We start from the raw sequence: 24,647 nt of genomic DNA, 5'->3' as shown, positions 1-24,647 counted from the left end.
CTGCAGCACAATCCGCGCATGACCGCGCCCGCTGCCGCCCCACTGCCCTCTTCCACCGCTTCCACCTTGACCGTTCCGCCCCCACGCGCAGCCATGCCGCCCAGCGACGACGCCGACCGCGCCGCAGCTGCTGCAGCGCCACTGCCGGCCCAGGCGCTTGACGCGATCACGGTTGAATCCACACTGCATGCCGCCGCGGCAGCACCGAGTACAGCGCCCACCGACACCAACACCAACACCAACACCGACACCAACACCAACACCAACACCAACACCAACACCAACACCAACACCAACACCAACACCAACACCAACACCGACACCAACACCGACGCCGACAACGCCGCAGGCACGGCACCGGGCCGCAGCACCGCTTCCGCCCAGAGCGCCCCCGCAGCGGCAGCAGCCGACCTCTCAATCCCTGCAGTCTCCTCAGCCGCCGCAGACGCGTCCTCCGCCATTCCCCTGTCGCCCCTGGCCGGCCCGCTCATGCTCCACATGCCGGTCGACGTGCGCAACCTATCGCTCGCGCTGTTGACCGTATTTGCCAGTGTTGCCCTGCTGCACTGGGCCAGCGCCGTGTTCATCCCGATCATGCTCAGCCTGCTGTTGACCACCGCGCTGCGGCCCGGCGTTGAGATGCTGCGCCGCTGGCACGTGCCGCGCTGGGCGGGCGCCGGCATCCTGCTAATCGCCATCGTGGCCAGCGTGGCCAGCGCCGCCTGGTCACTCAGCGACGGCGCCGCGCAGCTGGTGGACTCGCTGCCGGTGGCCGCCAAAAAGGTGCGCGACAACCTCCGCGCCCGCACCGGCACAACCAGCCCGCTCGACACCGTCCAGCAGGCCGCCACCCAGATCGAGCAGGCCGCCAACGAAAACTCTGCCAACCAGGCGCCTCGGCGCGGTGTGCAGCGCGTGGTGGTCGAACGCCCGCCGTTCAACGTGCGCGACTACCTGTGGAGCGGCACCATGGGGCTGGTGTCGGCTGTGGGGCAGCTCACGGTGGTGGTGTTTCTCACCTTCTTCGCCCTGGCATCAGGCAACCTGTTTCGCAACAAGCTGCTGCGCATCGCGGGCTCCAGCCTGGAGCGGCGCAAGGTCACCATCCACGTGCTTGAAGACATCACCAACCAGATTCAGCGCTACCTGCTGGTGCAAGTGTTCACCAGCGTGCTGGTGGGTGTGGCAACCGGCCTCGCCTACTGGGCCCTGGGCCTGGAAAACGCGGCCGTGTGGGGTGTGGTGGCGGGCGTGCTCAACCTGGCGCCGTACATCGGCTCCGCCCTCACGGCCGGCGCCTCAGCCCTGGTGGCCTTCCTGCAGTTCGGCACCCTGGACATGGCGCTGGCCATCGGCGGCGCATCGCTGGTCATCCACACGCTGGTGGGCAACCTGCTCACCCCCTGGCTCACCAGCCGCACTAGCCACATGAGCCCCGTGGCTGTGTTTGTGAGCGTGCTGGTGTGGGGCTGGCTCTGGGGTTTGTGGGGCCTGCTGCTGGGCATCCCGGTGATGATGGCCGTGAAGGCCGTGTGCGACCGGGTGGAGGATTTGAAGGCGGTGGGGGAGTTGTTGGGGGATTGAGGCCCCACGGCCGCCCTCATCAAGCGGCGGCCTCGCCCGTGCGCGAGAACACCGCGGGGCTCGCAGCCTTGTGAGCAACCCAGACCCGTGAAGACACCCCCGTCAAGGTACATTGCGCCTGGTCTGCCCTATCACCCGGGGAGACAATCCAATGCAGCCGCATTGAATAATTCTGGGTGCCACCGCAAAGGGGATGTATTCGCCATGAGCATCGTGACCGATTTTCTGACTGGCATTGCCGAGTTCGTTGCCGATGTTTTTCTGTTCAGGCGCGAACGCGAAAAGCGTGGCAGCACAACGCGCGGCATAGGCGAGGATGCCACCGCGGTCGCCCACTTCAATTTCTTCACCCTGCTCTGGATTTCCTTGGTCAGTGTCGGCGTGATGGCACTGCTGATTTTTGGCTTCGATGTCCACGCGGGATGGGGAATGGGTATCGGAATAGTCTTTGGCGTGGTATGGGGGTATTGGCGGTATTCCCAGTTGGTGAGCGAGTAGGGAAACAGTCTTCGGTGCGTCAAGGACGAGTGCAAACCTGCCGCGAACCCGGCATGTCTTGCCGGGTTTGAAGCCAAATTGACCGCCAGCGCTTGAAAGATAAGCGTTAGTAGCTATAAATTTAGGAGTTTTAGAAGCGCCACGCTTCCATGCGAAGTGCGTGCAACTGGCATTTCACTTTTGAATCCGCCTTCTGAATCCGCCCGTCAGCGCAATGCGGGGCGGTTTCGCTGGATTTCCCGTTCCAGCTCGACGCGACCGAGAAGGCCGAGGTGGTCACAAACTGTGATCACCTCCACAAACTCAAATTTTCTAAAGCGCTGCCGTTTGCGTTCACCGAATACGGCGCGGTGGCGCTGGCCAATGTGTTGGCCTCAGCCCAGGCGGTGGAAATGGGGATTTATGTGGTGCGCGCGTTTGTGCAGCTGCGCTAGGCCAGCGCGGTGCATGCCGATCTGGCCACGCGGTTGACCGAGCTGGAACTGTCCACCGAGCGGCTGGAACTCTCGCACGACCGCAATACGCGCAATCAACTGCGCCAAGTGTTTGAGGCGCTGCGCGAGTTGGCCGAGAAGGTGACGCCGCCCGAGCCGCCACCGTCCAAGCGGCCTATCGGGTTCTTGCCGCTGGAGCACGACAAGCCAAGGGGAGCGCCAAGGCGGTAAAGGCTAGCAAGGTGGAGCGCAAGAGGACGTAGCGCCAACCAATCAACCCAGCGGCTAAACGAAGAAGCCACCCGGAACCCCACAGCTTTAGCGGCTGGCAGAGGTGGCGGGTGGCTTTTTTTATTTAGATTAAAAGAGAAACAGGCCGCGAAGCCTGCTTGCGTTGCTAGGTTTGAGGCCAAATTGGCCTCTGGCGCTTTATGGGTAAGCACTGGCAGCTATGGAATTGAGGAATTTTCAATAACTGCAAGCCAGCATGAGTGGGCGCGCTGGACTTCACTTTTAAATACACGGTCGAAAGGCGCCACGTTTTGTGCGATTTAGGCAAAAGGCAAGACCTGACCCCCGATAACGCCGTGAGCCCGCCGAAGGCGGGCCGGGTGAGGCTTTCCTCGAAGAGAAGGATTGGAGTCCGGCCCAGGTTGCAGCCGCCCCCCGTAGTCGAAGGCATACCGCCGCCCGATGGGACATGTCATGCCTTCAGCCGCTACTTCATCTCCGCGACCTAAACACTATGTCGTCGCCCTTCATTCTTTCGTCTATTTGGTTCTCTCCAATTGAATACAGCTCGCACTTGGCGCCGTCCTCAGCGTAAGAATACGAGAAGTCATTTCCCCAGGGATCTGTACTGTGGGATTGGGGTAGCCCATACTTTTTCAAGATCAGTTGCCACCCCTCGGTCGGAGTTGGACAGCGTCCGACATCTTTCCTGAAGAGTTCGAGCGCAAGATTTATCGTGGCGAGCCTTTCCAAGGTCTCGTGGCGACTACGCTCATGCTTGACGCCGCCGAATTTATCGAGCACAAATATTGAAGCAGCTATCGAGACCGCCGCTGTAATCAAATAAATCTTCGGCTTCTTTGCTAGCGGAAACATTCGCACGCCTTCGTCCTTGATCGATACCTTTCGTACAGCCTTTTCATATCGACCGGCTTACTGCTCGGCCTTCCCCACAAATCGCCTTTCGGGATATCGGTTCGTTGCGTGGATGACCTTAAGGTCTCGTACGCTTGGCGGCGATAAATTCTTGCGTGATTCGCTGTTTCACCATTGCCAAACCCGTCGTGGAGCACTGTGATCCAGTTGTCGGTGCTGTGCATGGATTCATGGAACAGTACTCCAAATATCTTGCCGAACTGTTCGAATGTAAAGCAGTCAATCTGCGCAAATCTACTGGCTATCGTGATATCCCCGTTGTACCTTGTCTCGCCATCTTCGGAGATGGGCATATCTCTGAAGTAGATGCCTGAGGTTCTTGGCTTCAAATCTCCAAATGAGTTCATCACGTCATTGAAGATGAAGCGAACATCGGACTCAGTCAATCCATAGGGATCTCGCTTGCTCACCGGATTCCCCCCCACATACGCATATCTGTCAAATCCCCCATCAAGCCCAATCGGATCAGCCTGCGTATACCGCCCCGTCCTGCTGTCATAGCTCCGGAAGTAGTTGTAGTGCAGGTTCGTCTCGCTGTCGAAGTACTGCCCCGGATACCGCAGGCTGTATTGCACTTCCGGCACGCTCGTTGATCCCGTGCTCGGGTTCGTGCCCTCGCTGGTGAACCGGTTCGCTGCCGTGGTCGGCTGCTCATCGCCAAAGGCGGAGTACGCCCACTGCCAGGCCACCTTGCCGTCTTCCTGGGTCAGGCGCCTGGGGGTGTTCAGGTGGTCCGCATGCACTGCGTACTGCCGGCCTTCTCCCACCACTGCAATGGGCATCGGGCCGTTGGCCGTGGGCAGCCAGATGTGCTGCGCTCCCTTGGTGGGGGCGGTGGCCGGGTTGCTCTCCATGGGGTACTCGCCCAGCAGGCTGCCGTCTTCTGCGTACACAAAGGCCCGGCCATGGGCCTGGCTGCTGTCGGTCTGTGGGCTCCACAGGCGCAGCCAGAAGTTCTTGAGGTCCTGCAGTACGCTGGTCTTGGTGCCTGCCTGGGCTTCGTCCTGGTCATCACCGTCGTCGCCCATCAGGGTGATCTGTCCCTTGCCGGTGCTCGTGGTGCTTTGGCTGGTGCTGCTGCTGGTGCTGCCGCCTGCCAGCACCTCGGTCTTGAACACCCGCTGGCCCAGGGCGTTGTGGGCGTACTGCACGCTCTGAGCGCCTGCACCGGTGCCCAAGGTGATGCGCTCCAGCCGGCCCGCACTGTCGTAGTGGTAGCCGTACAGGCCGTCCCCTTGCTGGGCGCCGGCCGCGTCGTAGCTGTAGGCCACGTTGGTGGTGGCGGTGCTGACTTCTCCCGTTTGGGGGTCGGTGGCAGTCTGTGTTTGCTCAAACCCCAGCAGCTGGTTGTGGCCCGGGTCGGTGGTGTAGGTGCGGTTGGTGCTGGTGGGTTTGCCCGCCAGGGTGCGTTCGCTGGTGCTGGCGGTGCGGTTGCCGTTGGCGTCGTACTGGTAGGTGGTCGCGTCTGCTGGGGCGCTGGCTGGGACCTGGCGGGTGAAGCCGGTAATGCGCCCGGCGCTGTCGTATTGCACGCTCCAGGTGGCAGGGCTCTCCTGCACGGTCTGCTCCAGCGGGTTGGTGCTGGCGGGGCCCCACAAGTTCTGGGTGAGGGACTCGATGCGGCCTGCGGCGTTGTACTGGTAGCTGGCGATCTCGCTTTGTGTGAGCTGGCCTGCGGTGTCGTAGCTGCGGGCCACGGTCAGGTTGCTGCTGCCTTTGCTTCCTTGCAGGCTCCATGTCCAGCCGGTGGGCTGGCCCAGAGGGTTCCAGGTGATGCCGCTGACCAGGGGTTGGTTGTTCCAGGTAAGGGCGGTGAGCTGGCCGGTGCTGTCGTACTGGTGCTGCAGGACCTTGCCGTCCGGGTAGGTGATGCTGGCCAGCTGGCCCGAGGGGCTGTAGCCGTAGCCCACGCTGCGGCTGTTGCCGTTCTTGAGCAGTTGGGTCTTGCGCACGATGCGGCCGTGCCAGTCGCGCTGGTACGTGGTGGTGCCGCTGGCATCCACGATCTCGCTCAGGGAGCCTTTGCTGGCGTTGGGCTGGCCTGCCTGGTTGTAGGTGCTGCCGGTCAGGTCGTAGCGCAGGGTGGTGCTCTGGCTGGCAGCGCCTGCGCCTGCCGCGTGGGTGATGCTGGTGGGCCGGCCCAGGCTGTCGCGCACGAGGGTGGTGGCCCGGCCCAGGGCGTCGGTGATGCTGCTGGGCAGGCCCAGGGCGTCGTATTGGGCGCTTTGGGTGCCGGCGTCGGGGCTGGCTTCGCTCTTGGCGTTGCCCAGCGCGTCGCGTTCGTAGGTGGTGGCTACGCCTTTGAAGTCGCTCGCTTGGGTGACGCTGTCCAGGGCGTTGTAGGTCAGGCTGGCGGTGGCGCTCTGGGCGTTGGTGATGCTTTGCACTCTGCGCAGGGCATCCAGGCCCAAGGAGGTGGCTTCGCCCAGGCCGTTGGTGGTGTTGGTGAGGTCACCATTGGCGTCGTAGCCGTAGGTGGTGGCGGCTTGAGGGCCTGCGGTGGTGCTCTCTACGCGGTTCAGGCTGTTGATGCTGCGCGCCAGGGTCCAGGCGGCCTGGCCTTGGGCGTTGCGCACTTCCTCGGAGGTGCGGTTGCCCATGCCGTCCAGCACGTAGGTGGCGCTGGCGCCCCGGTTGTCACTCCAGCCGGTCAGCCGCTGGGCTGCGTCGTACTGGTAGGTGACCACATGGCCGTGGGGCAAGGTGGCGGTGGCGACCTGGCCGCTGGGGCGGTAGGTGAGCGTGGTGACTCGCCCAGCCACACTGGAGGTGAGCATCCGGCCGCGGGCGTCGTAGGTGTAGGTGGTCACCAGGCCCGTTGGGGCGGTATGGCTGAGCACCCGGCCTGCCCCGTCGTGTGTGTAGGTGTTGACGTGGCCCAGGGCGTTGGTGGTGCTGGTGAGATTGCCTGCACTGTCGTAGGCGTAGCTGGACAAAGCGCCGTTGGGGGCGGTCTCGGTGGCTACCAGGCCCGAGGGGTGGTAGGTCCAGCTGGTGGTGCGGGATGGCTCAGCCGATCTCACGGGGGCATTAAAACCCAGCGCGCCTTGGGGGTCGTTCGTAGCGTGAACAACGAGTTTGCAGAGCAGGGCAAGTGGGGTGCCGTCAGGCAACCGTGCCCCTGCAGGCGCGCAGGATGCGCTCGCGCCGCCATTTGTGGGGTCTGGCTGTGCGTGATAAACATAGGTAAGTCTTCTGCCAGGCTCCGCAGCCGCAGCAAGCGTGCGCAGCGGCCCGCTCCATCGAAAACTCCTCATCCGCTCGACCCCGGAGGGCACATACGTTTGCAAATCGCTGGGGCATATGCCTCCTTCGATCAAAGCCGACGGCCTATCGGTCAATGGATCGTATTTGAAGCACTGGGAGACATGTATGCCCCTGTTCGCTCCCGCATTGATGATTTCGGAAACATTGCCTTTCGCATCATATTGATAGTAAAAAAGACTCGAAAGTTGTGCTCCACTTGAATCTTCATATTCTGCCGTCGAGGTTAATCGAACTTGATCGCCTACACGATTCATTTCAAAGGCGTTCACGGAGCCTCGAGGCTTCGTGACATCAGTTCTTGTAGATGAATAAGAGAACTCGTGGCGATAAGTCCCGCCATTACGCTCGGAAGTGATTACCCGACCGTCCTCGTCGTACGAAAAATTAGCGAAGCTGTTGCTGCTCTCATCAACGACCCGTGTTAAGTTGAAGAAGGTGCGACCAAATACATTCGAGGAAATGACTCCCACCATCCCTCCGCCTGAAGCGCTGCCAGCAGGGACGGCCCAGACCTCTTTGCCCTCAGGGTCCGCGGAATTGGCAAACGGCATCGGCAATCGCGCGCCCGGAGAATAACTAAAGCGCGTTGAGGTGCCATTTTCATAACCAATCGACTTCAGGTAAGTACCCGCAATGTTTCGACCTATATCGCTCAGGTTTTCATACTCAAAGGACACGTGCTGTCCGTCCTGCAGACGCATCCGCACCAGGCGATCCGAAGCATACTCAAGGTGAATAGTGGCTCCAGAGAGGCTGACTATTTTCTCTGGAAGGGACGCGTCTCCTGCGGGGTACACAATATCTGCACCGCCCCCTGCAAAGGAACGTATCTTAGTGATTCTCCCTACGCTATCGTATTCCTCCCTTACCCCAGCTTTGAAATCAAGTCGAATCCAGATGCCGTTGACTTTTTGCAACTTTATCTGGGACTCCATTGATTTATAGGTCCCGTCAGGTTCAATTAAAAACGTTTCTATTTCGCCGTGTCCACGGGACGCCACTATCCGCGGCTGGATCTCTAACGATGACCATTTGAAGCTTAGCCGCCGATCAAGAGGATCGAGAAACCAGCCGGGCTCACCAAATACGCCTTGGACACCCTTTCCGAACTGATTTGCATACCTCGCCTCAATTTGCAGCGCATTGCCCGTGGTGGTTAGCCAGCCGAGTGGAAATGATTCCAACTTGCACCCGCTCCCGACACGGGTCGGATTGCCGCACGCCGGAACATCATTTGACTTTTCGTGGGTATCTTCGTATTTAATGCAGGTGTCTTCACCATATTTGCTCCACCCGCCGGCTCTATCGCACACTCGAACCTCTGCGACGGGGATTCTGTCCGAAGTAACTTCGGAATAGTCATGCATCGCCATAGCTTCGCACGGTGACGGTGCGATGATATCCAAGGTATGCGTGAATTTTACACGGCAAGCATAGGCACCGTTCCAGTCGCCTGACCCTGGTCTATATCCAACATACGCGGCAGTATTTACCTGTCTCTGGACGACAAATTTATCTGCCGTACACGCAATATTATCCGTTTGCGTAATATTGTGGACATCGATATCCCCTTGGGTTCCCGCAATACACGCCGCATCAATGCTCTGATATATTTTCCCAGAGGGCGGGACATAGCCTTTTTCCGCAGGAATGATCTTCAACTGCGCTTGCGCGCAATTGATAGAAAAAAGAAACGCGAGCGACACCATCAATCTAAACATAATCCTCCCGGTATTTTTTTATAAATCGTAATCACCAAGCGTATGTACCGCCATCGCACCAGTCACCCGGTCACCCCGTATTCCTCAACCCCGCCGCAATCCCATTAATAGAAATATGAATCCCCGTCTGCACCCTTTCATCCCCCTGCCCCGCGCGCCGGCGGCGCAACAGCTCTACCTGCAAGTGGTGCAGCGGGTCGATGTACACAAAGCGGTGTTTGAGGCCAAATTGGCCGCTAGCGCTTGATAGGTAAGCGATGGTAGCTATGAATTTCGAAGTTCTCAATAGCCGGGCCTCGACAGGCGTGAGAAATATTGCGGTTCGTGTCGGACGAGGCTCCTGCTACATCATTAAGTGTCAAGAATCACGTTACCCCAATCTTCATCTCCAATTAACCATTCAAGTGCTCGCCGCCGCTCTACGATTACATAGGGTGGCACCTTAGCAGGAATGGAATTATTAGATATTTGCGCCTGTCGAATTCCCCAATGCAAACAGTAGGCCAGATCACACTGTTCAAAAATTTGCTCAATTGAACGCGGCGCAATTTTTGATTTTAATGAAGCTGAACTTTCGGAGATTTTTAAGTTTGGCAAGAGCAGAGCAAAACTACTAGCGCAACCCTTCCCGAAATCTAATTCTTGAACTACCCCTAACGACCATGACAATGCCCACATACCTTCAATCTGAAGACGATACTTTTCTTGCTCCCCTATCCCTTCTCTCAAATACAATAGCTCCCCCCCAACAAGAGCATTTTGCAGATTTTCCTGTTCAACCCAACCCCATGCTTTCTCTCGATTAAACCCGTAGCTACAAGCTGCAACCACGTGTAGGCACAACAATCTATTCAGGATTTCCTCTGCAGATTTTTCATGTATTTCTTCACTCAGAAGAGGTAACGATATATTTATTGGAAATCCTAGCGCAGCCGCCCGAGCCAAAGATCTATCACGAACAAGTTTATTTTCCATAAAAAGTCCCAAATCCGCCAATTCCTTCAGGGTGAAGTAGATGCTGCAGAGCAGGGTTAGTGTGCTCGCCTTGTCGCAACAACTGCACAGCAGAAGCGTTATCTACTGGGTGGTGCCAAACAGTACCTGGAGGATTCTTCAAACTACGACCAGCCTGCATATGCTGAAGAACATCAGAACCTAGTTCTTGACTCATCCTGCTCGAAAATGCAGCATCTTTCTCAAGCTCGCGGGCCAGACACGCATTTGCAGAGGCTCGATGCGCCTGCCTAGTCGCACCAACAATCGGAGCCTCAAAGAGCACGCTGTAGTTCTTTGCACCGTTTGCTAAACCACCGCCGAGCAACCGCCCTCCAACAGGCAAGGGGGCAGGACCATTTGCAATTGAATCGATCAATAAAGTTAATTCACCCGCTGCAAGTATCCCAATAACGAGAGGTGGCAGTAACCCGGTGGGGTCACTGTACGCAAGAGCATTTCCATTGGCATATGAGCGCCGATTCCACCCCCCCTCCAACCCAATAGGATCAGCCTGCGTATACCGCCCCGTCCTGCTGTCATAGCTCCGGAAGTAGTTGTAGTGCAGGTTCGTCTCGCTGTCGAAGTACTGCCCCGGATACCGCAGGCTGTATTGCACTTCCGGCACGCTCGTTGATCCCGTGCTCGGGTTCGTGCCCTCGCTGGTGAACCGGTTCGCTGCCGTGGTCGGCTGCTCATCGCCAAAGGCGGAGTACGCCCACTGCCAGGCCACCTTGCCGTCTTCCTGGGTCAGGCGCCTGGGGGTGTTCAGGTGGTCCGCATGCACTGCGTACTGCCGGCCTTCTCCCACCACTGCAATGGGCATCGGGCCGTTGGCCGTGGGCAGCCAGATGTGCTGCGCTCCCTTGGTGGGGGCGGTGGCCGGGTTGCTCTCCATGGGGTACTCGCCCAGCAGGCTGCCGTCTTCTGCGTACACAAAGGCCCGGCCATGGGCCTGGCTGCTGTCGGTCTGTGGGCTCCACAGGCGCAGCCAGAAGTTCTTGAGGTCCTGCAGTACGCTGGTCTTGGTGCCTGCCTGGGCTTCGTCCTGGTCATCACCGTCGTCGCCCATCAGGGTGATCTGTCCCTTGCCGGTGCTCGTGGTGCTTTGGCTGGTGCTGCTGCTGGTGCTGCCGCCTGCCAGCACCTCGGTCTTGAACACCCGCTGGCCCAGGGCGTTGTGGGCGTACTGCACGCTCTGAGCGCCTGCACCGGTGCCCAAGGTGATGCGCTCCAGCCGGCCCGCACTGTCGTAGTGGTAGCCGTACAGGCCGTCCCCTTGCTGGGCGCCGGCCGCGTCGTAGCTGTAGGCCACGTTGGTGGTGGCGGTGCTGACTTCTCCCGTTTGGGGGTCGGTGGCAGTCTGTGTTTGCTCAAACCCCAGCAGCTGGTTGTGGCCCGGGTCGGTGGTGTAGGTGCGGTTGGTGCTGGTGGGTTTGCCCGCCAGGGTGCGTTCGCTGGTGCTGGCGGTGCGGTTGCCGTTGGCGTCGTACTGGTAGGTGGTCGCGTCTGCTGGGGCGCTGGCTGGGACCTGGCGGGTGAAGCCGGTAATGCGCCCGGCGCTGTCGTATTGCACGCTCCAGGTGGCAGGGCTCTCCTGCACGGTCTGCTCCAGCGGGTTGGTGCTGGCGGGGCCCCACAAGTTCTGGGTGAGGGACTCGATGCGGCCTGCGGCGTTGTACTGGTAGCTGGCGATCTCGCTTTGTGTGAGCTGGCCTGCGGTGTCGTAGCTGCGGGCCACGGTCAGGTTGCTGCTGCCTTTGCTTCCTTGCAGGCTCCATGTCCAGCCGGTGGGCTGGCCCAGAGGGTTCCAGGTGATGCCGCTGACCAGGGGTTGGTTGTTCCAGGTAAGGGCGGTGAGCTGGCCGGTGCTGTCGTACTGGTGCTGCAGGACCTTGCCGTCCGGGTAGGTGATGCTGGCCAGCTGGCCCGAGGGGCTGTAGCCGTAGCCCACGCTGCGGCTGTTGCCGTTCTTGAGCAGTTGGGTCTTGCGCACGATGCGGCCGTGCCAGTCGCGCTGGTACGTGGTGGTGCCGCTGGCATCCACGATCTCGCTCAGGGAGCCTTTGCTGGCGTTGGGCTGGCCTGCCTGGTTGTAGGTGCTGCCGGTCAGGTCGTAGCGCAGGGTGGTGCTCTGGCTGGCAGCGCCTGCGCCTGCCGCGTGGGTGATGCTGGTGGGCCGGCCCAGGCTGTCGCGCACGAGGGTGGTGGCCCGGCCCAGGGCGTCGGTGATGCTGCTGGGCAGGCCCAGGGCGTCGTATTGGGCGCTTTGGGTGCCGGCGTCGGGGCTGGCTTCGCTCTTGGCGTTGCCCAGCGCGTCGCGTTCGTAGGTGGTGGCTACGCCTTTGAAGTCGCTCGCTTGGGTGACGCTGTCCAGGGCGTTGTAGGTCAGGCTGGCGGTGGCGCTCTGGGCGTTGGTGATGCTTTGCACTCTGCGCAGGGCATCCAGGCCCAAGGAGGTGGCTTCGCCCAGGCCGTTGGTGGTGTTGGTGAGGTCACCATTGGCGTCGTAGCCGTAGGTGGTGGCGGCTTGAGGGCCTGCGGTGGTGCTCTCTACGCGGTTCAGGCTGTTGATGCTGCGCGCCAGGGTCCAGGCGGCCTGGCCTTGGGCGTTGCGCACTTCCTCGGAGGTGCGGTTGCCCATGCCGTCCAGCACGTAGGTGGCGCTGGCGCCCCGGTTGTCACTCCAGCCGGTCAGCCGCTGGGCTGCGTCGTACTGGTAGGTGACCACATGGCCGTGGGGCAAGGTGGCGGTGGCGACCTGGCCGCTGGGGCGGTAGGTGAGCGTGGTGACTCGCCCAGCCACACTGGAGGTGAGCATCCGGCCGCGGGCGTCGTAGGTGTAGGTGGTCACCAGGCCCGTTGGGGCGGTATGGCTGAGCACCCGGCCTGCCCCGTCGTGTGTGTAGGTGTTGACGTGGCCCAGGGCGTTGGTGGTGCTGGTGAGATTGCCTGCACTGTCGTAGGCGTAGCTGGACAAAGCGCCGTTGGGGGCGGTCTCGGTGGCTACCAGGCCCGAGGGGTGGTAGGTCCAGCTGGTGGTGCGAGATACACCGGATGCGCTGTCAGTGACTGTCTGGGATAGGGGGTTGCCCAGGCTGTCGTAGGTGTAGCTGGTGACTCGGCCGGGTTCGGTGATGGTGACGGGCAGGCGCCATTGGGGGTGCCACGTGGTGCTGGTCGTGCGTTGCGCAGGGGTCCCTACCGCTTCGATTACTGCGAGGGGTACGCGCCGCGCAGAATTCCAACTGTATTGGGTTTGCACCCCAACGAAGTTGGTTTCGTGTTCTAGCAGTCCCTCATCGTTGAGGGAGCGATTTTGAGCGCCTGAGTCACTCCCAGCAGAAGGCTGAGCGCTAGAGATCACACTCACATAGCCGTTTTTACCAACGTAACTGTAGTTGCGCAGAGTCCCAAGGGGGTCTATTACAGCGATAGAACTGCGCGGATATTCATTATCGAAAGCAAGTCGATAGTGCTCAACATTTCCCGCCAGTTGAGTGCTAAGTCCGCGCCCCTGGGCATCGTAGGTATAGCTGGAGTAGCGCACCCCATTGATTGCGATGCCTGTTAAAAATGATGGGTAGCGCCCATCTTCGTAATAGTACGTGCGCGAGCGGCCATCCGGGTAAGTAACCGACTGCAATGCGTCAGTGTCGCTATACGCGTATGAAATCTGCTTGCCGTCGGGCTGTGTGACCGCCCCAATTTGGCCGTTGCTATGGTACGAAAATTCCATGCTTCGCCCAAAGTTGTTTATCACCTTCAACAGTCGATTCTGTTTGTCATATCTATAGTAATTAATCCATCCATTACGATTCGCTCTTGATGCTATATTGCCTTTATTGTCGTACACTTGCGTGACGCCTAAATTCGCATCCCTGTATACATATTCTGCCGGCGCCTCCTCGAGGCTTGCAAGATCATTGGCCAAAGGCCGCCATCCTAACGGCTCACCATTTCTAATGTCACGAATAAATATTTGCTGCTGACCGCCTCCAAGAGAAACTCCTGCGACGTGGTCATTAAATACTTTAACTCGACTTTCTACATTATTAAACCAATGGTGCCCAAAAGATGCAGAAGGCCGATAAACATCACTCTTTACGGGACTTAAGAAGGTTCGCACAAAAGACAAACCGTGCGCGGCTCCATCCTTAAAATCATCCTCCTCGCGAATTTTTTGACCCGTGGAGCCAATGATGGGATGACCAAACCTGTCCCCTTCTTGACGAGTACAACTGTACGTCTTACTTTCCGCACGAGTAGGTATGTCTACAGAGGCTTTGCACCATGCAGTCCAGGCTCTGGAGTTTTGTTGCATCTCGACCAGCCAAGCACCAATACCGACATCACTTGTCTCTGGACAAAAGGCCCCAGTGTCGATATTCCCTCCTCCTATTATTATGTCATATTCAGGACCGAAAATATGCACACACCAAAGAGCGTATTCATGAACTCTTGCAACGCCATTAATACTACTTTCGGGGTCCCATGGCCTCAACCACTTCAGAGAAACATTTTTGCAAGTATCAGGAACAAAACTAGAAACCGCCTTCTGGAGCTCCTGTGCTGCAACGGCTTCCGGCGAATTAAACCAATCTACAGCGGTTGTGCTTTTGAATTTTAATATAGCATCTGTTTTTACTTCTCCGACTTGCTGCAATTGAGCCTGAGCTCCCGCCGCAAACATACAAATCAGAGATCCGAAAAGAACCCTCAATAAATTTCGCACACCCACCCTCCTAATTTTTATCAATCCAGAACATCGTTTTAGCTAGCTAGGCCTTGGTCGTAGCTACGTGCGCCACTCCAGCGGCGCTACCAACGGGTCGCCCATAATTTTTTCTACGTTCTGCATTGATTCATTCGATTATCGGCCGGCAAGATATTCAAAAAAACCCCGAAAGTTATTTCAATGACTGCGCCACCTGAAAATACCATTTCGCGGGTTACGCATGACCGTTCACCGCGTATCTCGTGCATAAGTAAATCGCCATGCCCCACGAGATAATTAGCCGTAGTTCGGCCTGCAATAGTCTCTCCCGACAGTTGCTCACACCTGGTGATCCAGAAGAATTTTTTATCTTCGAAGAATTTATAAATTAATGACTCAAAACTTTATGGATTATCACCCTGTATTCCTCAACCCTGCAGCAATCCCATTAATAGAAATATGAATCCCCGTCTGCACCCGCTCATCCCCCTGCCCCGCGCGCCAGCGGCGCACCAGTTCCACCTGCAAGTGGTGCAGCGGGTCGATGTACGGAAAGCGGTGTTTGATGGACCGGGCCAGGGCCGCGTTGTGCATCAGGCGCTGCTTGTCGCCGGTGATGCGCGTCAGGGCGTCGGCGGTGCGGTGCCATTCGGCTTCGATGCTGGTGAACACCTTTTTGCGCAGGCGGGCGTCCGTCACCAGTTCGCTGTAGCGTGATGCCAGGGCCAGGTCGCTCTTGGCCAGCACCATGTCCATGTTGGACAGCAGCGTGCGGAAGAACGGCCATTGGCGGTACATCTTTTGCAGCAGGGCCAGCTGGGTCTTGGGGTCTTTGCCTTCCAGGTTCACAAACGCATCGACGGCCGAGCCAAAGCCGTACCAGCCGGGCAGTGTGAGGCGGCACTGGCCCCAGCTGAAGCCCCAGGGGATGGCGCGCAGGTCTTCGATCTTCTGGCTGGCCTTGCGGCTGGCCGGGCGGGAGCCGATGTTGAGCTCGGCGATCTCGCGGATGGGGGTGGAGTTGAAGAAATACTCGGTGAAGCCCGGGGTCTCGTACACCAGCGCGCGGTAGCTGCCCATGCTGGCCAGCGAGAGCTGCGCCGCGGCGTCGAGAAAGGCCTTGGTGGCGGGCTTGGTGGGCTGCAGCAGCGTGGCTTCCAGCGTCGCAGCCACCAGGGTCTCCAGGTTGCGCCGGCCGATCTCGGGGTTGGCGTATTTCGACGCGATGACTTCGCCCTGCTCCGTCAGGCGGATCTGGCCGCGCACGGTGCCGGGAGGCTGGGCCAGGATGGCCTGGTAGCTGGGGCCGCCGCCACGGCCCACGGTGCCGCCGCGGCCGTGGAACATGCGCAGCTGGATGCCGTGGCTGGTGGCCAATTCGTCGAACAGCTCCACCAGCGCGATCTCGGCGCGGTACAGCTCCCAGTTGCTGGTGAAGATGCCGCCATCCTTGTTGCTGTCGCTGTAGCCCAGCATGATGTCCTGCTCGCCACCGCTGCGCTGCACCAGGGCTGCCACGCCGGGCAGCGCATAGAAATCGCGCATGATGGGCGCGGCATTGCGCAGGTCTTCGATGGTTTCGAACAGGGGCACCACGATGAGGTGGTTGCGCGACTCGGCGTCGAGCGTGCCGTTCATCAGACCCACTTCCTTTTGCAGCAGCAGCACTTCGAGCAGGTCGCTCACGGTTTCGGTGTGGCTGATGATGTAGTGGCGGATGGCTTCGTGGCCAAAGCGCTCGCGCATGGCACGGGCGGTCTCGAAGATCGCGAGCTCGCCTTGCGCATGGGCGGAGTATTCGGCGCCCACCACGCGCAGCGGGCGCGCATCGTTCAGCAGCTTGAGCAGCAGCGCCCGCTTGGCATCCTCTTGCAGGTGGGCGTAGTTCGGCTCGATGCGGGCCTGGGCCAGCAGTTCTGCCACCACCTCCTCATGCTTGTCGGAGCTTTGGCGCAGGTCCACCGTGGCCAGATGGAAACCGAACACCTGCACCGCGCGGATCAGCGGGTGCAGGCGCTCTGCCGCCAGGGCCTCGCCGTGGTGCGATTGGAGGGACGCCTCGATCACGCGCAGGTCGGCCAAAAACTCATCGGCGCTGGCGTAAGGGTTTTGCGGCGCCACGGCGTGGCGGGCGGCCTCGCCACCCGTCAGCTCCTTGAGCGACGCGGCCAGACGCGCATAGATGCCCGTGAGCGCGCGGCGGTAGGGCTCGTCTACACGGTGCTCGCTGGTGTCGGGCGACCGCTCGGCCAGCGCCTCCATCTCGGCCGACACCTGCACCAGGCGCGCCGACAGCGACAGCTCGCCGCCCAGGTAGTGCACTTCGGTCAGGTAGTGGCGCAGCGCCACCTCGGCCTGGCGGCCCAGGGCGTAGCGCAGGGTTTGCGCCGTCACATTGGGGTTGCCGTCGCGGTCGCCGCCAATCCACTGGCCCATGCGCAAAAAGCTGTGCACAGGGTACTGGCCCAGCTCGGCCTCCAGGTCGGCGTAGATCTTGGGGATCTCGCGCAAGAAGGTTGCTTCGTAATAAGAGAGCGCGTTTTCAATCTCGTCGGCCACGGTGAGCTTGCTGTAGCGCAGCAGGCGCGTTTGCCACAGCTGGGCGACACGGGCACGCAGCTGGGCCTCGTTGGCAGCCAGCTCGCGGGGTGTGAGTGCGTCCTTGGCGCTGTTGTACAGCTGGGCGCGCACCTGGATGTCGTCGCGTGTGGCCAGCAGCTGGGCGATGTCGCGCTCAGCGTCAAGGATGCTCTTGCGCTGCACTTCGGTGGGGTGGGCAGTAAGCACAGGGGCCACGTAGCTGCCGGCCAGCGTCTGCGAGATGGTCTTGGGCGCAATGCCGGCCCAGCGCAGGCGCGACAGGGCGACTTCGATGCTGCCCTCTTGCGTGTCGCCGGCGCGCTCGTGCACGGCGCGGCGGCGGATGTGGTGGCGGTCTTCGGCCAGGTTGGCCAGGTGGCTGAAATAGGTGAAGGCGCGGATCACGCTCACCGTCTGGTCGCCCGACAGGGACTTGAGCAGCTTCTTGAGCGCGCGGTCGGCCTCCTGGTCGGCATCGCGGCGGAAGGCGACAGAAAGCTTGCGCACCTGCTCGACCAATTCATAGGCGGCCACGCCCTCCTGTTCCCGGATCACGTCCCCCAGGATGCGCCCGAGCAGGCGGATGTCGTCGATCAGGGGCTGGTCCTTGTCGGATCGTTTCATGCAGGTGTCTCCGGGAATGGAAGATATCGCCCGGCGCTGTCTGCCTCCCATCCCTCGGGCGCACCAGCCCCAGTGCGGGCGCATGCTAGCATCGCCCGCCCCGGAAAGATTACAAACAGGTTACGAACTTGAGCAGCTCCAAAGCCCCCCACGCTCCGCCGCTTCGCGGGTCGCTGCCCCCCCAAGAGGGGCGCCTTTCGCCTGGGGGCGGCCCGGCGGCGAAAGCACCGCTAGACATCGTCATTGCGACCCGGGAAAGCCGCCTGGCACTGTGGCAAGCCGAGCATGTGCAGGCCCTGCTGCGCGCACGGGGCCACACGGTGGAGCTGCTGGGCATGACCACCAAGGGCGACCAGATCCTGGACCGCTCGCTGTCCAAAGTGGGCGGCAAAGGCCTGTTCGTGAAGGAGCTGGAAGTGGCGCTGGAAGAAGGCCGCGCGCACATTGCCGTGCACTCGCTCAAGGATGTGCCCATGGAGCTGCCCGAGGGTTTTGCCCTGGCCTGCGTGATGGAGCGCGAAGACCCGCGCGATGCCTTCGTCTCCCCCCACTATGCGTCGCTGCAAGACCTGCCCCAGGGCGCAGTGGTCGGCACCTCCAGCCTGCGCCGCCAGGTGCTGCTGCAGGCCCTGCGGCCCGACCTGAAGATCGAGCCGCTGCGCGGCAACCTCGATACCCGCCTGCGCAAGCTGGACGAAGGCCAGTACGACGCCATCGTGCTCGCGGCCGCAGGCTTGAAGCGCCTGGGGCTTGAATCCCGCATCCGCGCAACGTTCGAGCCCACCGCCATGCTGCCTGCGGCGGGCCAGGGCGCCTTGGGCATTGAAGTGCGCAGTGACCGGCAGGACCTGATCGACGCACTCGCGCCGCTGGCACACCAGCCCACTTGGCTCACCGTGGCGGCCGAGCGCGCCGTGAGCCGGGCGATGGGCGGCAGCTGCTCGATGCCGCTGGCGGCCCACGGCACGCTGAGCGGCGGTGTGCTGCAACTCGAGGCAGCCTGGGGCGATCTGGAAGCCCATGCACCCCTGGTGCGCGCGCAGACCAGCGGCCGCGCCACCACGCTGGCGCAGGCCGAGGCGCTGGGGACCGCGGTGGCAGAGCGCCTGCGCGCGGGCGGCGCGCGCGGTGTGGACGCAGCAGGCCATCCAGGCTGAGGCTCCGATGCCCCAACCCCGGGTGATCGTCACGCGGCCAGCCCGCGAGGCTGCGCACTGGGTGGAGCAACTCGGCACCCATGGCATCAACGCGGTAGCGCTGCCCCTGATCGCCATCGGCCCGTGCACCGACCCGGCGACCTTGCACGCGATGGCACAAGCGCACGCGCGGCTGGCCGACTACCGGGCGCTGATGTTCGTGAGTGGCAATGCCGCAACCCATTTTTTTGAATCAAATCAGGCCCTAGCGCTTGATAGTAAAGCGCTGATAGCTATCAAAACAAGAGCATGGGCGCCAGGGCCCGGCACCGCGGCCGCGCTGGTGCAGGCCGGCGTATCGCCCCGCCAGATCGACGGCCCTGCGGCCGACGCGGCGCAGTTCGATTCCGAGGCGCTGTGGCAGCAGGTGCGGCACCAGATTGGCCCGGGCAGCCGCGTGCTCATCGTGCGCGGGCGCTCCGCCACGCCCGAAGGCGCTCACGAGTCCGCATTGGGCACCGGGCGCGACTGGCTGGCGCAGCAGATCACCGCGGCGGGTGGGCAGGTCGACTTTGTGGTGGCATACCAACGCGGCGCGCCGCAGTTCAGCGCGGCCGAGGTGGCGCTGGCGCAACAGGCCGCGCACGACGGGTCGGTCTGGCTGCTGAGCAGCTCCGAGGCGGTGGCCCATCTGGCAGAGGCCCTGCCCGGGCAACGCTGGGACCAGGCGCGGGCGCTGGTGACACATCCACGCATCGCGCAGGCCGCCCGTGCCGCGGGATTTGGCGCTGTGCGCGAATGCCGGCCAGCGCTGGCAGACGTGGTCGCGTCGATAGAATCGGGCGCATGAGTTCCGCGCCTTCCAACGACCTGCCACCAGCACCTGCCGCCGCCCCCGTGGCCCCGCCGGCGGTCAGCACCGCACCATCGCCCACACCGCCCGCCACGGGCCGTGGCGGTGCGCTGACCCTGCTGCTGGGCACGGTGGCCGCCGCCGCGCTGGTCAGCAGCGGCCTGTTGTGGCAGCGGCTCAGCGCCATCCAGGAACAGCTGGCCCGGCAATCCGCCGACTCTGGCGCGCAGGCCATCGAAGCCCGCACCATGGCCCGCCAGGCCGAAGAGCTGGTGCGCGAGACCGCCGCCCGCTTGTCGGTGGCCGAAGCCCGCGTGAGCGAAGTCGCCCTGCAGCGCAGCCAGCTCGAAGAACTCATGCAAAGCCTGTCGCGCTCGCGCGACGAGAACCTGGTGGTCGACATCGAATCGGCCATCCGCCTGGCCCAGCAGCAATCCCAGCTCACCGGCAGCCTGGAGCCGCTGGTGGCCGCGCTCAAGAGCGCCAACACGCGCATCGAACGTGCAGCCCAGCCCCGCCTGGCGCCCGTGCAACGGGCCATCGGCCGTGACCTGGACCGCCTGACGCGCGCCACCGTCACCGACACCGCCGGCCTGCTGGCCCGCCTGGATGACCTGGTGCGCCAGGTGGACGAGTTGCCCGTACTGAACGCCGTGGCCCAGGCCGCTGCCACGCGGCGCCTTGCCGGCGCCACGGCGCCCGGCAGCGCGCCGGCGGCCCCTACCGAAGGCATGGCCTGGTGGCAGGCCGCCCTGCAGCGCAGCTGGGAGGTCGTGCGCGACGAGGCCCGCGGCCTGGTGCGCGTGAGCCGCATCGACCAGCCCGAGGCGATTTTGCTGGCGCCCGAGCAGACCTTCTTTTTGCGTGAGAACCTCAAGCTCAAGCTGCTCAACGCGCGCCTGGGCGTGCTCGCCCGCCAGTTTGAGTCGGCCCGTGCCGACTTGGCTGCAGCCACCATGGCGCTGAACAAATATTTCGACCCGGCCTCGCGCCGCACCCAGAACGCGGCCAGCACGCTGCAGACCGCCCAGGCGAGCATGAAGGCGGCCGAGCAGCCGCGTCTGGACGAGACCTTGTCTGCCTTGGCCACCGCCGCTGCAGGGCGCTGAACGACATGCGCGCAGCACTTTGGCTTTTGGCATTGTTTGGCGTGGCCGTGGCGGCCGCGCTGTTTGCGGGCAACAACCAGGGCACCGTCACCCTGTACTGGCCGCCCTACCGCATCGACCTGTCGCTGAACATGGTGGTGCTGCTGCTGGTGGGCGGTTTTGTCACGGTGTACGCGGCACTGCGCGCGCTGACCGCGCTGCTGGAGCTGCCGCACCAGGCCCGCCGCTGGCGCGTGCAGCAAAAAGAGCGCGCCATGCACGCCGCCCTGCTCGACGCGCTGACCCACATGCTGGGCGGCCGGTTCATCCGCTCGCGCAAGGCCGCGGTGGCCGCGCTGTCGCAAGAAAGCGCGCTGGCCGCCTCGGGCGAGGGCGTGCCCCACGGCCGCCAGCTGCGCGCGCTGGCGCACATGATTGCGGCCGAAGCGTCGCACGCCCTGCAGGACAGCGCGACGCGCGAAAGCCATTTGCAGGACGCCCTGCAGGAAGCCCCGGCGCGTGGCACCGTGAACGAGCAGGAAATGCGCGAGGGCACGCAAATGCGCGCCGCCCGCTGGTCGCTGGACGACCGCGACCCGAGCGCCGCCCTCGAGCGCCTGGCCGCCCTGCCCCAGGGCGCGGCGCGGCGCACGCTGGCATTGCGCATCAAGCTCAAAGCCACACGCCTGGGCCGCCAGACGCAGGACGCCCTCGACACCGCACGCCTGCTGGGCAAACACCGCGCGTTCTCGCCCGCCGCGGCGCAGAGCATCGTGCGTGGCCTGGCCATCGAACTCATCAACAGCGCGCACGACACGGCCCAGCTGCAGCAGATCTGGATATCGCTGGAGCCCGCCGAGCGCAACATGCCCGAGCTGGCCATCCACGCCGCGCAGCGGCTGGCCGGCCTGGGCGGCGACGCCACGCAGGTGCGCGCTTGGCTGCTGCCGGTGTGGGAACGCATGGTCGACCTGCCCGATGCCCTGGCCGAACACCACGCGCTGAAACTGGTGCGCGCGCTCGAATCCGGGCTTGATGCGCTCGACGCACCTTGGCTGGCGCGCATTGAATCTGCCCACCAGGGCAACCCGCGCGACGCGCGGCTGCAGTACCTGGCCGGCATGGCCTGCCTCAAGCGCCAGTTGTGGGGCAAGGCACAGCAGCTGCTCACCCAGGCAGCACACCAACTGGCGGACACCGGCCTGCGCGCCAGTGCGTGGCGCCACCTGGCCGAACTGGCAGAAAAGCGCGGCGACGATGTCGCGGCGGCGGATGCCTGGAAGAAGGCTGCGTTCGGGCGGTAAGCCTCCTCTCAACCCGAGGTCACGAGTGTTCTTCGGCGGCTCCTGTGACAAGCCGCTCTTACGACCCGACCTGACGGCCGGGCGTCCTAGGCTCCGCTCCAAGGCGACATCTCCCCATCGCCCTACAACGCCCAGCTCCGCTTCGCGCTGGGACCCGATACCCATCAGCCTCAGCAATTCACACCGTTCATGCTGAGCCTGTCTCAGCGCCGCGCGGTTTACATAAGCGCGACCTGATCAGCGTGTGATCACAACACAACTCCCCAGGCGCAACGCGGCCCACTTGCACAGCATTGGGGAACTTTGAGCGCTCAGGCCGTCTCAATTCATTTTTTTTGAATTGAAGCATCAATCTGCCTGAAGCCGTACGCGGCGACGGCTTCCTACACTGCGCCATGGTCTGGCCCAGGCTTGACGCAAGTCAGGCCGATCTCAGCCTCCCGGCACCTTCCACACTCCGCAACGCCAGCCTCGTTTTGATGACCGCCCCTGCCACGACTCCCTCCACTGCGGCTACAACGCCCCGGCGCTACACGCGCACTGCCATGCTCCTGCACTGGGTGCTGGCCCTGGCGCTGATCGGATTGTTCTGCGTGGGCCTGTATATGACGGGACTGCCGTTTTCGCCGCAGCGGCTCAAGCTCTACAACTGGCACAAGTGGGCGGGTGTTTCCATCCTCGTGTTGTCGGCCCTTCGCCTGCTGTGGCGCGCCACACACCGGCCGCCCGCGCTGCCCGCAGCTGTCGAGCAAGCGATGCCCGGCTGGCAGAAGCTCGCGCACCACGGCACACACACACTGCTGTACGCCCTGTTCTTTGCCGTACCGCTGATTGGCTGGGCGTACAGCTCGGCAGCGGGGTTCCCCATCGTGTTTCTGGGGCTGTGGCAGCTGCCCGACTTTGTCCCCGTGAGCAAGGACCTGGCCGAAGCCATCAAACCCTGGCACCAGTGCACCGCATTTGCCATGGCGGGCCTGGTGGTGCTGCATGTGGCTGCCGCACTCAAGCACCACATCGTCGACCGCGATGGCCTGCTGGCCCGCATGCTGCCTTGGGGATGAAGCACCCCCTGAGTCGCCTTCGGCGCCTTCCCCCTCTCCTTCGGGAGGGGGACGCACCCAGTGGCCCGGCAAAGCCGGTTCCACGGGTGCACTGGCCTGTGCCGCGCCAGTGGCATGCGCAGCGGGTGGCGCTCGGCGCTTAGATCACTGAATCGACATCCCACTTTCTGTTTTTGACCGGAGCTTTCCGCATGAATTTGACCTCCTCGTTATCCAGCGCCGCGTTGGGCCTTGCCCTGGCACTTGGTGCCCAGTCCGCGCAAGCCCAGCAGCAGCTCGTGCCCGCCCAGAGCGAGGTGCAGTTCACCGCGCGCCAGATGGGCGTGCCGCTGGAGGGCCATTTCAAGAAGTTCAGCGCCCAGGTGGCGTTTGACCCGGCCAAGCTGGCCACGAGCAAGATTGCGTTCACGGTCGACACCGGCAGCGCGACGCTGGGCTCCCGCGAAACTGATGCGGAGCTGCCCAAGCCCACCTGGTTCAACGTGCCCAAGTTTCCCCAGGCGCAGTTCGAGTCGTCCAGCATCAAGGCGCTGGGCGGTGGCAAGTTTGAGGTGGCCGGCAAGCTCACCATCAAGGGCAACGCGCAGAACGTGGTCGTGCCCGTGGCGCTGACGCAAGCGGGGCCTACCACGACGGCCACGGGCACCTTGCCCATCAAGCGCCTGGCTTTCAAGATCGGCGAGAACGAGTGGGCCGACACCTCGATGGTGGCCGATGACGTGACCGTGAAGTTCAAGCTGGCGCTCACGGGCGTGGGCAAGCTTTGAATGAAGCTTCCCCTGAGTCGCTTCGCGCCTTCCCCCTCTCTCGCATTGCTGCGCAATGCGGGAGGGGAACGCTCCCAGCGCGGCGGGGCGGCCCTTGCGCGGGAGCCCTGGCCTCGGCCGCGCCTGTTTCAGGCGTGAGCGGACAACCCAAACCCCTTTTTCGTGCTCCCTTTCCCCTAGCCTTCCTTCTTCAGGAGTTTTTCGCATGCGCAAATCCCTCTTCTCCCTGCTGGCCGTGGCTGCTGCCACCGCCTTGACCGCCGGTGCCGCCCAGGCCGCCAACTACGCCATTGACCCCACGCACACCTTTGTGACCTTCGAGATCGGCCACTTTGGCGCGTCCACCAACCGCGCCCGCTTCGACAAGAAGCAAGGCACGGTGGAATTCGACCGCGCGGCCAAGACCGGCAAGGTGGACATCACGATCGACACCACCTCGGTGAACTCGGGCACGCCCACCTTTGACAAGCACTTGCAAAGCGCCGACCTGTTCGACGCTGCCAAGCACCCCACCATCAAGTTCGTGTCGGACAAGTTCAGTTTTAACGGCGACAAGGTCAGCGAAGTGACCGGCCAGCTCACGCTGCTGGGCAAGACCGCGCCAGTGACGCTGAAGGCCACGCAGTTCAACTGCTACGAAAGCCCGATGCTCAAGCGCGAAGTGTGTGGCGGCGACTTCGAAACCACCATCGACCGCACCCAGTGGGGCCTGAACTACGGCGTGGACTGGGGCTTCCCCAAGAACGTGCGCCTGGTGGTGCAGATCGAAGCCGTGAAGCAGTAATCCAGCACGGCTGGAGCCGGCAGGCGCAGTGGGCATTGGTCCGCTGCCCCCACCCAGAGCCACCCACCG

The 24,647-nt window shown here is 62.4% G+C and carries 16 protein-coding genes and 1 pseudogene; 11 read left to right on the top strand and 6 right to left on the bottom strand.

Annotated features, from left to right (window positions below):
• Nucleotides 1–18 precede the first annotated feature (18 nt).
• From ACSQ3Q_RS06935 to ACSQ3Q_RS06920, 4 genes are all read left to right on the top strand, one after another.
• Nucleotides 19–1,584 (top strand): AI-2E family transporter, encoded by a 1,566-nt coding sequence (locus ACSQ3Q_RS06935; RefSeq protein ID WP_436133669.1) that lies wholly within the window; start codon nucleotides 19–21, stop codon nucleotides 1,582–1,584.
• Nucleotides 1,585–1,788: 204 nt separating this feature from the next.
• A complete protein-coding gene (locus ACSQ3Q_RS06930; RefSeq protein ID WP_436133668.1) occupies nucleotides 1,789–2,082 on the top strand; it encodes a hypothetical protein in 294 nt (97 codons plus the stop codon).
• A 272-nt stretch (nucleotides 2,083–2,354) separates the two neighbouring features.
• Entirely contained in the window at nucleotides 2,355–2,516 is a 162-nt protein-coding gene (locus tag ACSQ3Q_RS06925) for a hypothetical protein (RefSeq protein WP_436133667.1), read from the top strand.
• 9 nt (nucleotides 2,517–2,525) lie between these two features.
• Entirely contained in the window at nucleotides 2,526–2,747 is a 222-nt protein-coding gene (locus ACSQ3Q_RS06920) for a hypothetical protein (RefSeq protein WP_436133666.1), read from the top strand.
• Between the two features lie 492 nt (nucleotides 2,748–3,239).
• Here ACSQ3Q_RS06920 and ACSQ3Q_RS06915 read toward each other — a convergent pair whose 3' ends face one another.
• The 6 genes and pseudogenes from ACSQ3Q_RS06915 to ppc form a co-directional block, all read right to left on the bottom strand.
• Complete coding sequence (locus ACSQ3Q_RS06915; protein WP_436133665.1) at nucleotides 3,240–3,623, bottom strand: type II secretion system protein GspG; 384 nt, start codon at nucleotides 3,621–3,623, stop codon at nucleotides 3,240–3,242.
• Nucleotides 3,611–6,706, bottom strand: a complete 3,096-nt coding sequence (locus ACSQ3Q_RS06910) for an RHS repeat-associated core domain-containing protein (RefSeq protein ID WP_436133664.1) — start codon at nucleotides 6,704–6,706, stop codon at nucleotides 3,611–3,613. The genes ACSQ3Q_RS06915 and ACSQ3Q_RS06910 overlap by 13 nt, the downstream gene beginning before the upstream one ends.
• A gap of 2,035 nt (nucleotides 6,707–8,741) precedes the next feature.
• Nucleotides 8,742–8,894: pseudogene (locus ACSQ3Q_RS06905) on the bottom strand (phosphoenolpyruvate carboxylase); the annotation flags it as partial.
• A gap of 128 nt (nucleotides 8,895–9,022) precedes the next feature.
• The gene (locus ACSQ3Q_RS06900; RefSeq protein ID WP_436133663.1) at nucleotides 9,023–9,646 is read right to left on the bottom strand and encodes a DUF4272 domain-containing protein; all 624 of its coding nucleotides are present in this window, start codon (nucleotides 9,644–9,646) and stop codon (nucleotides 9,023–9,025) included.
• Nucleotides 9,636–12,929 (bottom strand): RHS repeat-associated core domain-containing protein, encoded by a 3,294-nt coding sequence (locus tag ACSQ3Q_RS06895; protein WP_436133662.1) that lies wholly within the window; start codon nucleotides 12,927–12,929, stop codon nucleotides 9,636–9,638. Before ACSQ3Q_RS06895 ends, ACSQ3Q_RS06900 begins: the two co-directional genes overlap by 11 nt.
• Nucleotides 12,930–14,795: 1,866 nt before the next feature.
• Entirely contained in the window at nucleotides 14,796–17,585 is a 2,790-nt protein-coding gene (gene ppc / locus ACSQ3Q_RS06890) for a phosphoenolpyruvate carboxylase (RefSeq protein ID WP_436133661.1), read from the bottom strand.
• Between the two features lie 236 nt (nucleotides 17,586–17,821).
• Here ppc and hemC point away from each other — a divergent pair, with 236 nt between their 5' ends.
• From hemC to ACSQ3Q_RS06855, 7 genes are all read left to right on the top strand, one after another.
• A complete protein-coding gene (hemC, locus tag ACSQ3Q_RS06885; protein ID WP_436136953.1) occupies nucleotides 17,822–18,742 on the top strand; it encodes a hydroxymethylbilane synthase in 921 nt (306 codons plus the stop codon).
• A 7-nt stretch (nucleotides 18,743–18,749) separates the two neighbouring features.
• Complete coding sequence (locus ACSQ3Q_RS06880; protein WP_436133660.1) at nucleotides 18,750–19,571, top strand: uroporphyrinogen-III synthase; 822 nt, start codon at nucleotides 18,750–18,752, stop codon at nucleotides 19,569–19,571.
• The gene (locus ACSQ3Q_RS06875; RefSeq protein WP_436133659.1) at nucleotides 19,568–20,683 is read left to right on the top strand and encodes a uroporphyrinogen-III C-methyltransferase; all 1,116 of its coding nucleotides are present in this window, start codon (nucleotides 19,568–19,570) and stop codon (nucleotides 20,681–20,683) included. Before ACSQ3Q_RS06880 ends, ACSQ3Q_RS06875 begins: the two co-directional genes overlap by 4 nt.
• A 5-nt stretch (nucleotides 20,684–20,688) precedes the next feature.
• Nucleotides 20,689–21,966, top strand: coding sequence for a heme biosynthesis HemY N-terminal domain-containing protein (locus ACSQ3Q_RS06870; protein ID WP_436133658.1), 1,278 nt, complete (start codon nucleotides 20,689–20,691; stop codon nucleotides 21,964–21,966).
• Between the two features lie 479 nt (nucleotides 21,967–22,445).
• Entirely contained in the window at nucleotides 22,446–23,027 is a 582-nt protein-coding gene (locus tag ACSQ3Q_RS06865; protein WP_436133657.1) for a cytochrome b, read from the top strand.
• Between the two features lie 191 nt (nucleotides 23,028–23,218).
• On the top strand, nucleotides 23,219–23,794 hold the full coding sequence (locus ACSQ3Q_RS06860) for a YceI family protein (RefSeq protein WP_436133656.1): 576 nt from the start codon (nucleotides 23,219–23,221) through the stop codon (nucleotides 23,792–23,794).
• Between the two features lie 205 nt (nucleotides 23,795–23,999).
• Nucleotides 24,000–24,578, top strand: a complete 579-nt coding sequence (locus ACSQ3Q_RS06855) for a YceI family protein (protein WP_436133655.1) — start codon at nucleotides 24,000–24,002, stop codon at nucleotides 24,576–24,578.
• Nucleotides 24,579–24,647 lie beyond the last annotated feature (69 nt).

Origin of the sequence: Acidovorax sp. LjRoot129 (assembly GCF_964253765.1) — a bacterium.
GTDB lineage: Bacteria > Pseudomonadota > Gammaproteobacteria > Burkholderiales > Burkholderiaceae_C > Acidovorax.
The sequence above is the reverse complement of the archived record's forward strand: the minus strand, read 5'-3'. Positions and strand labels throughout refer to the sequence as shown.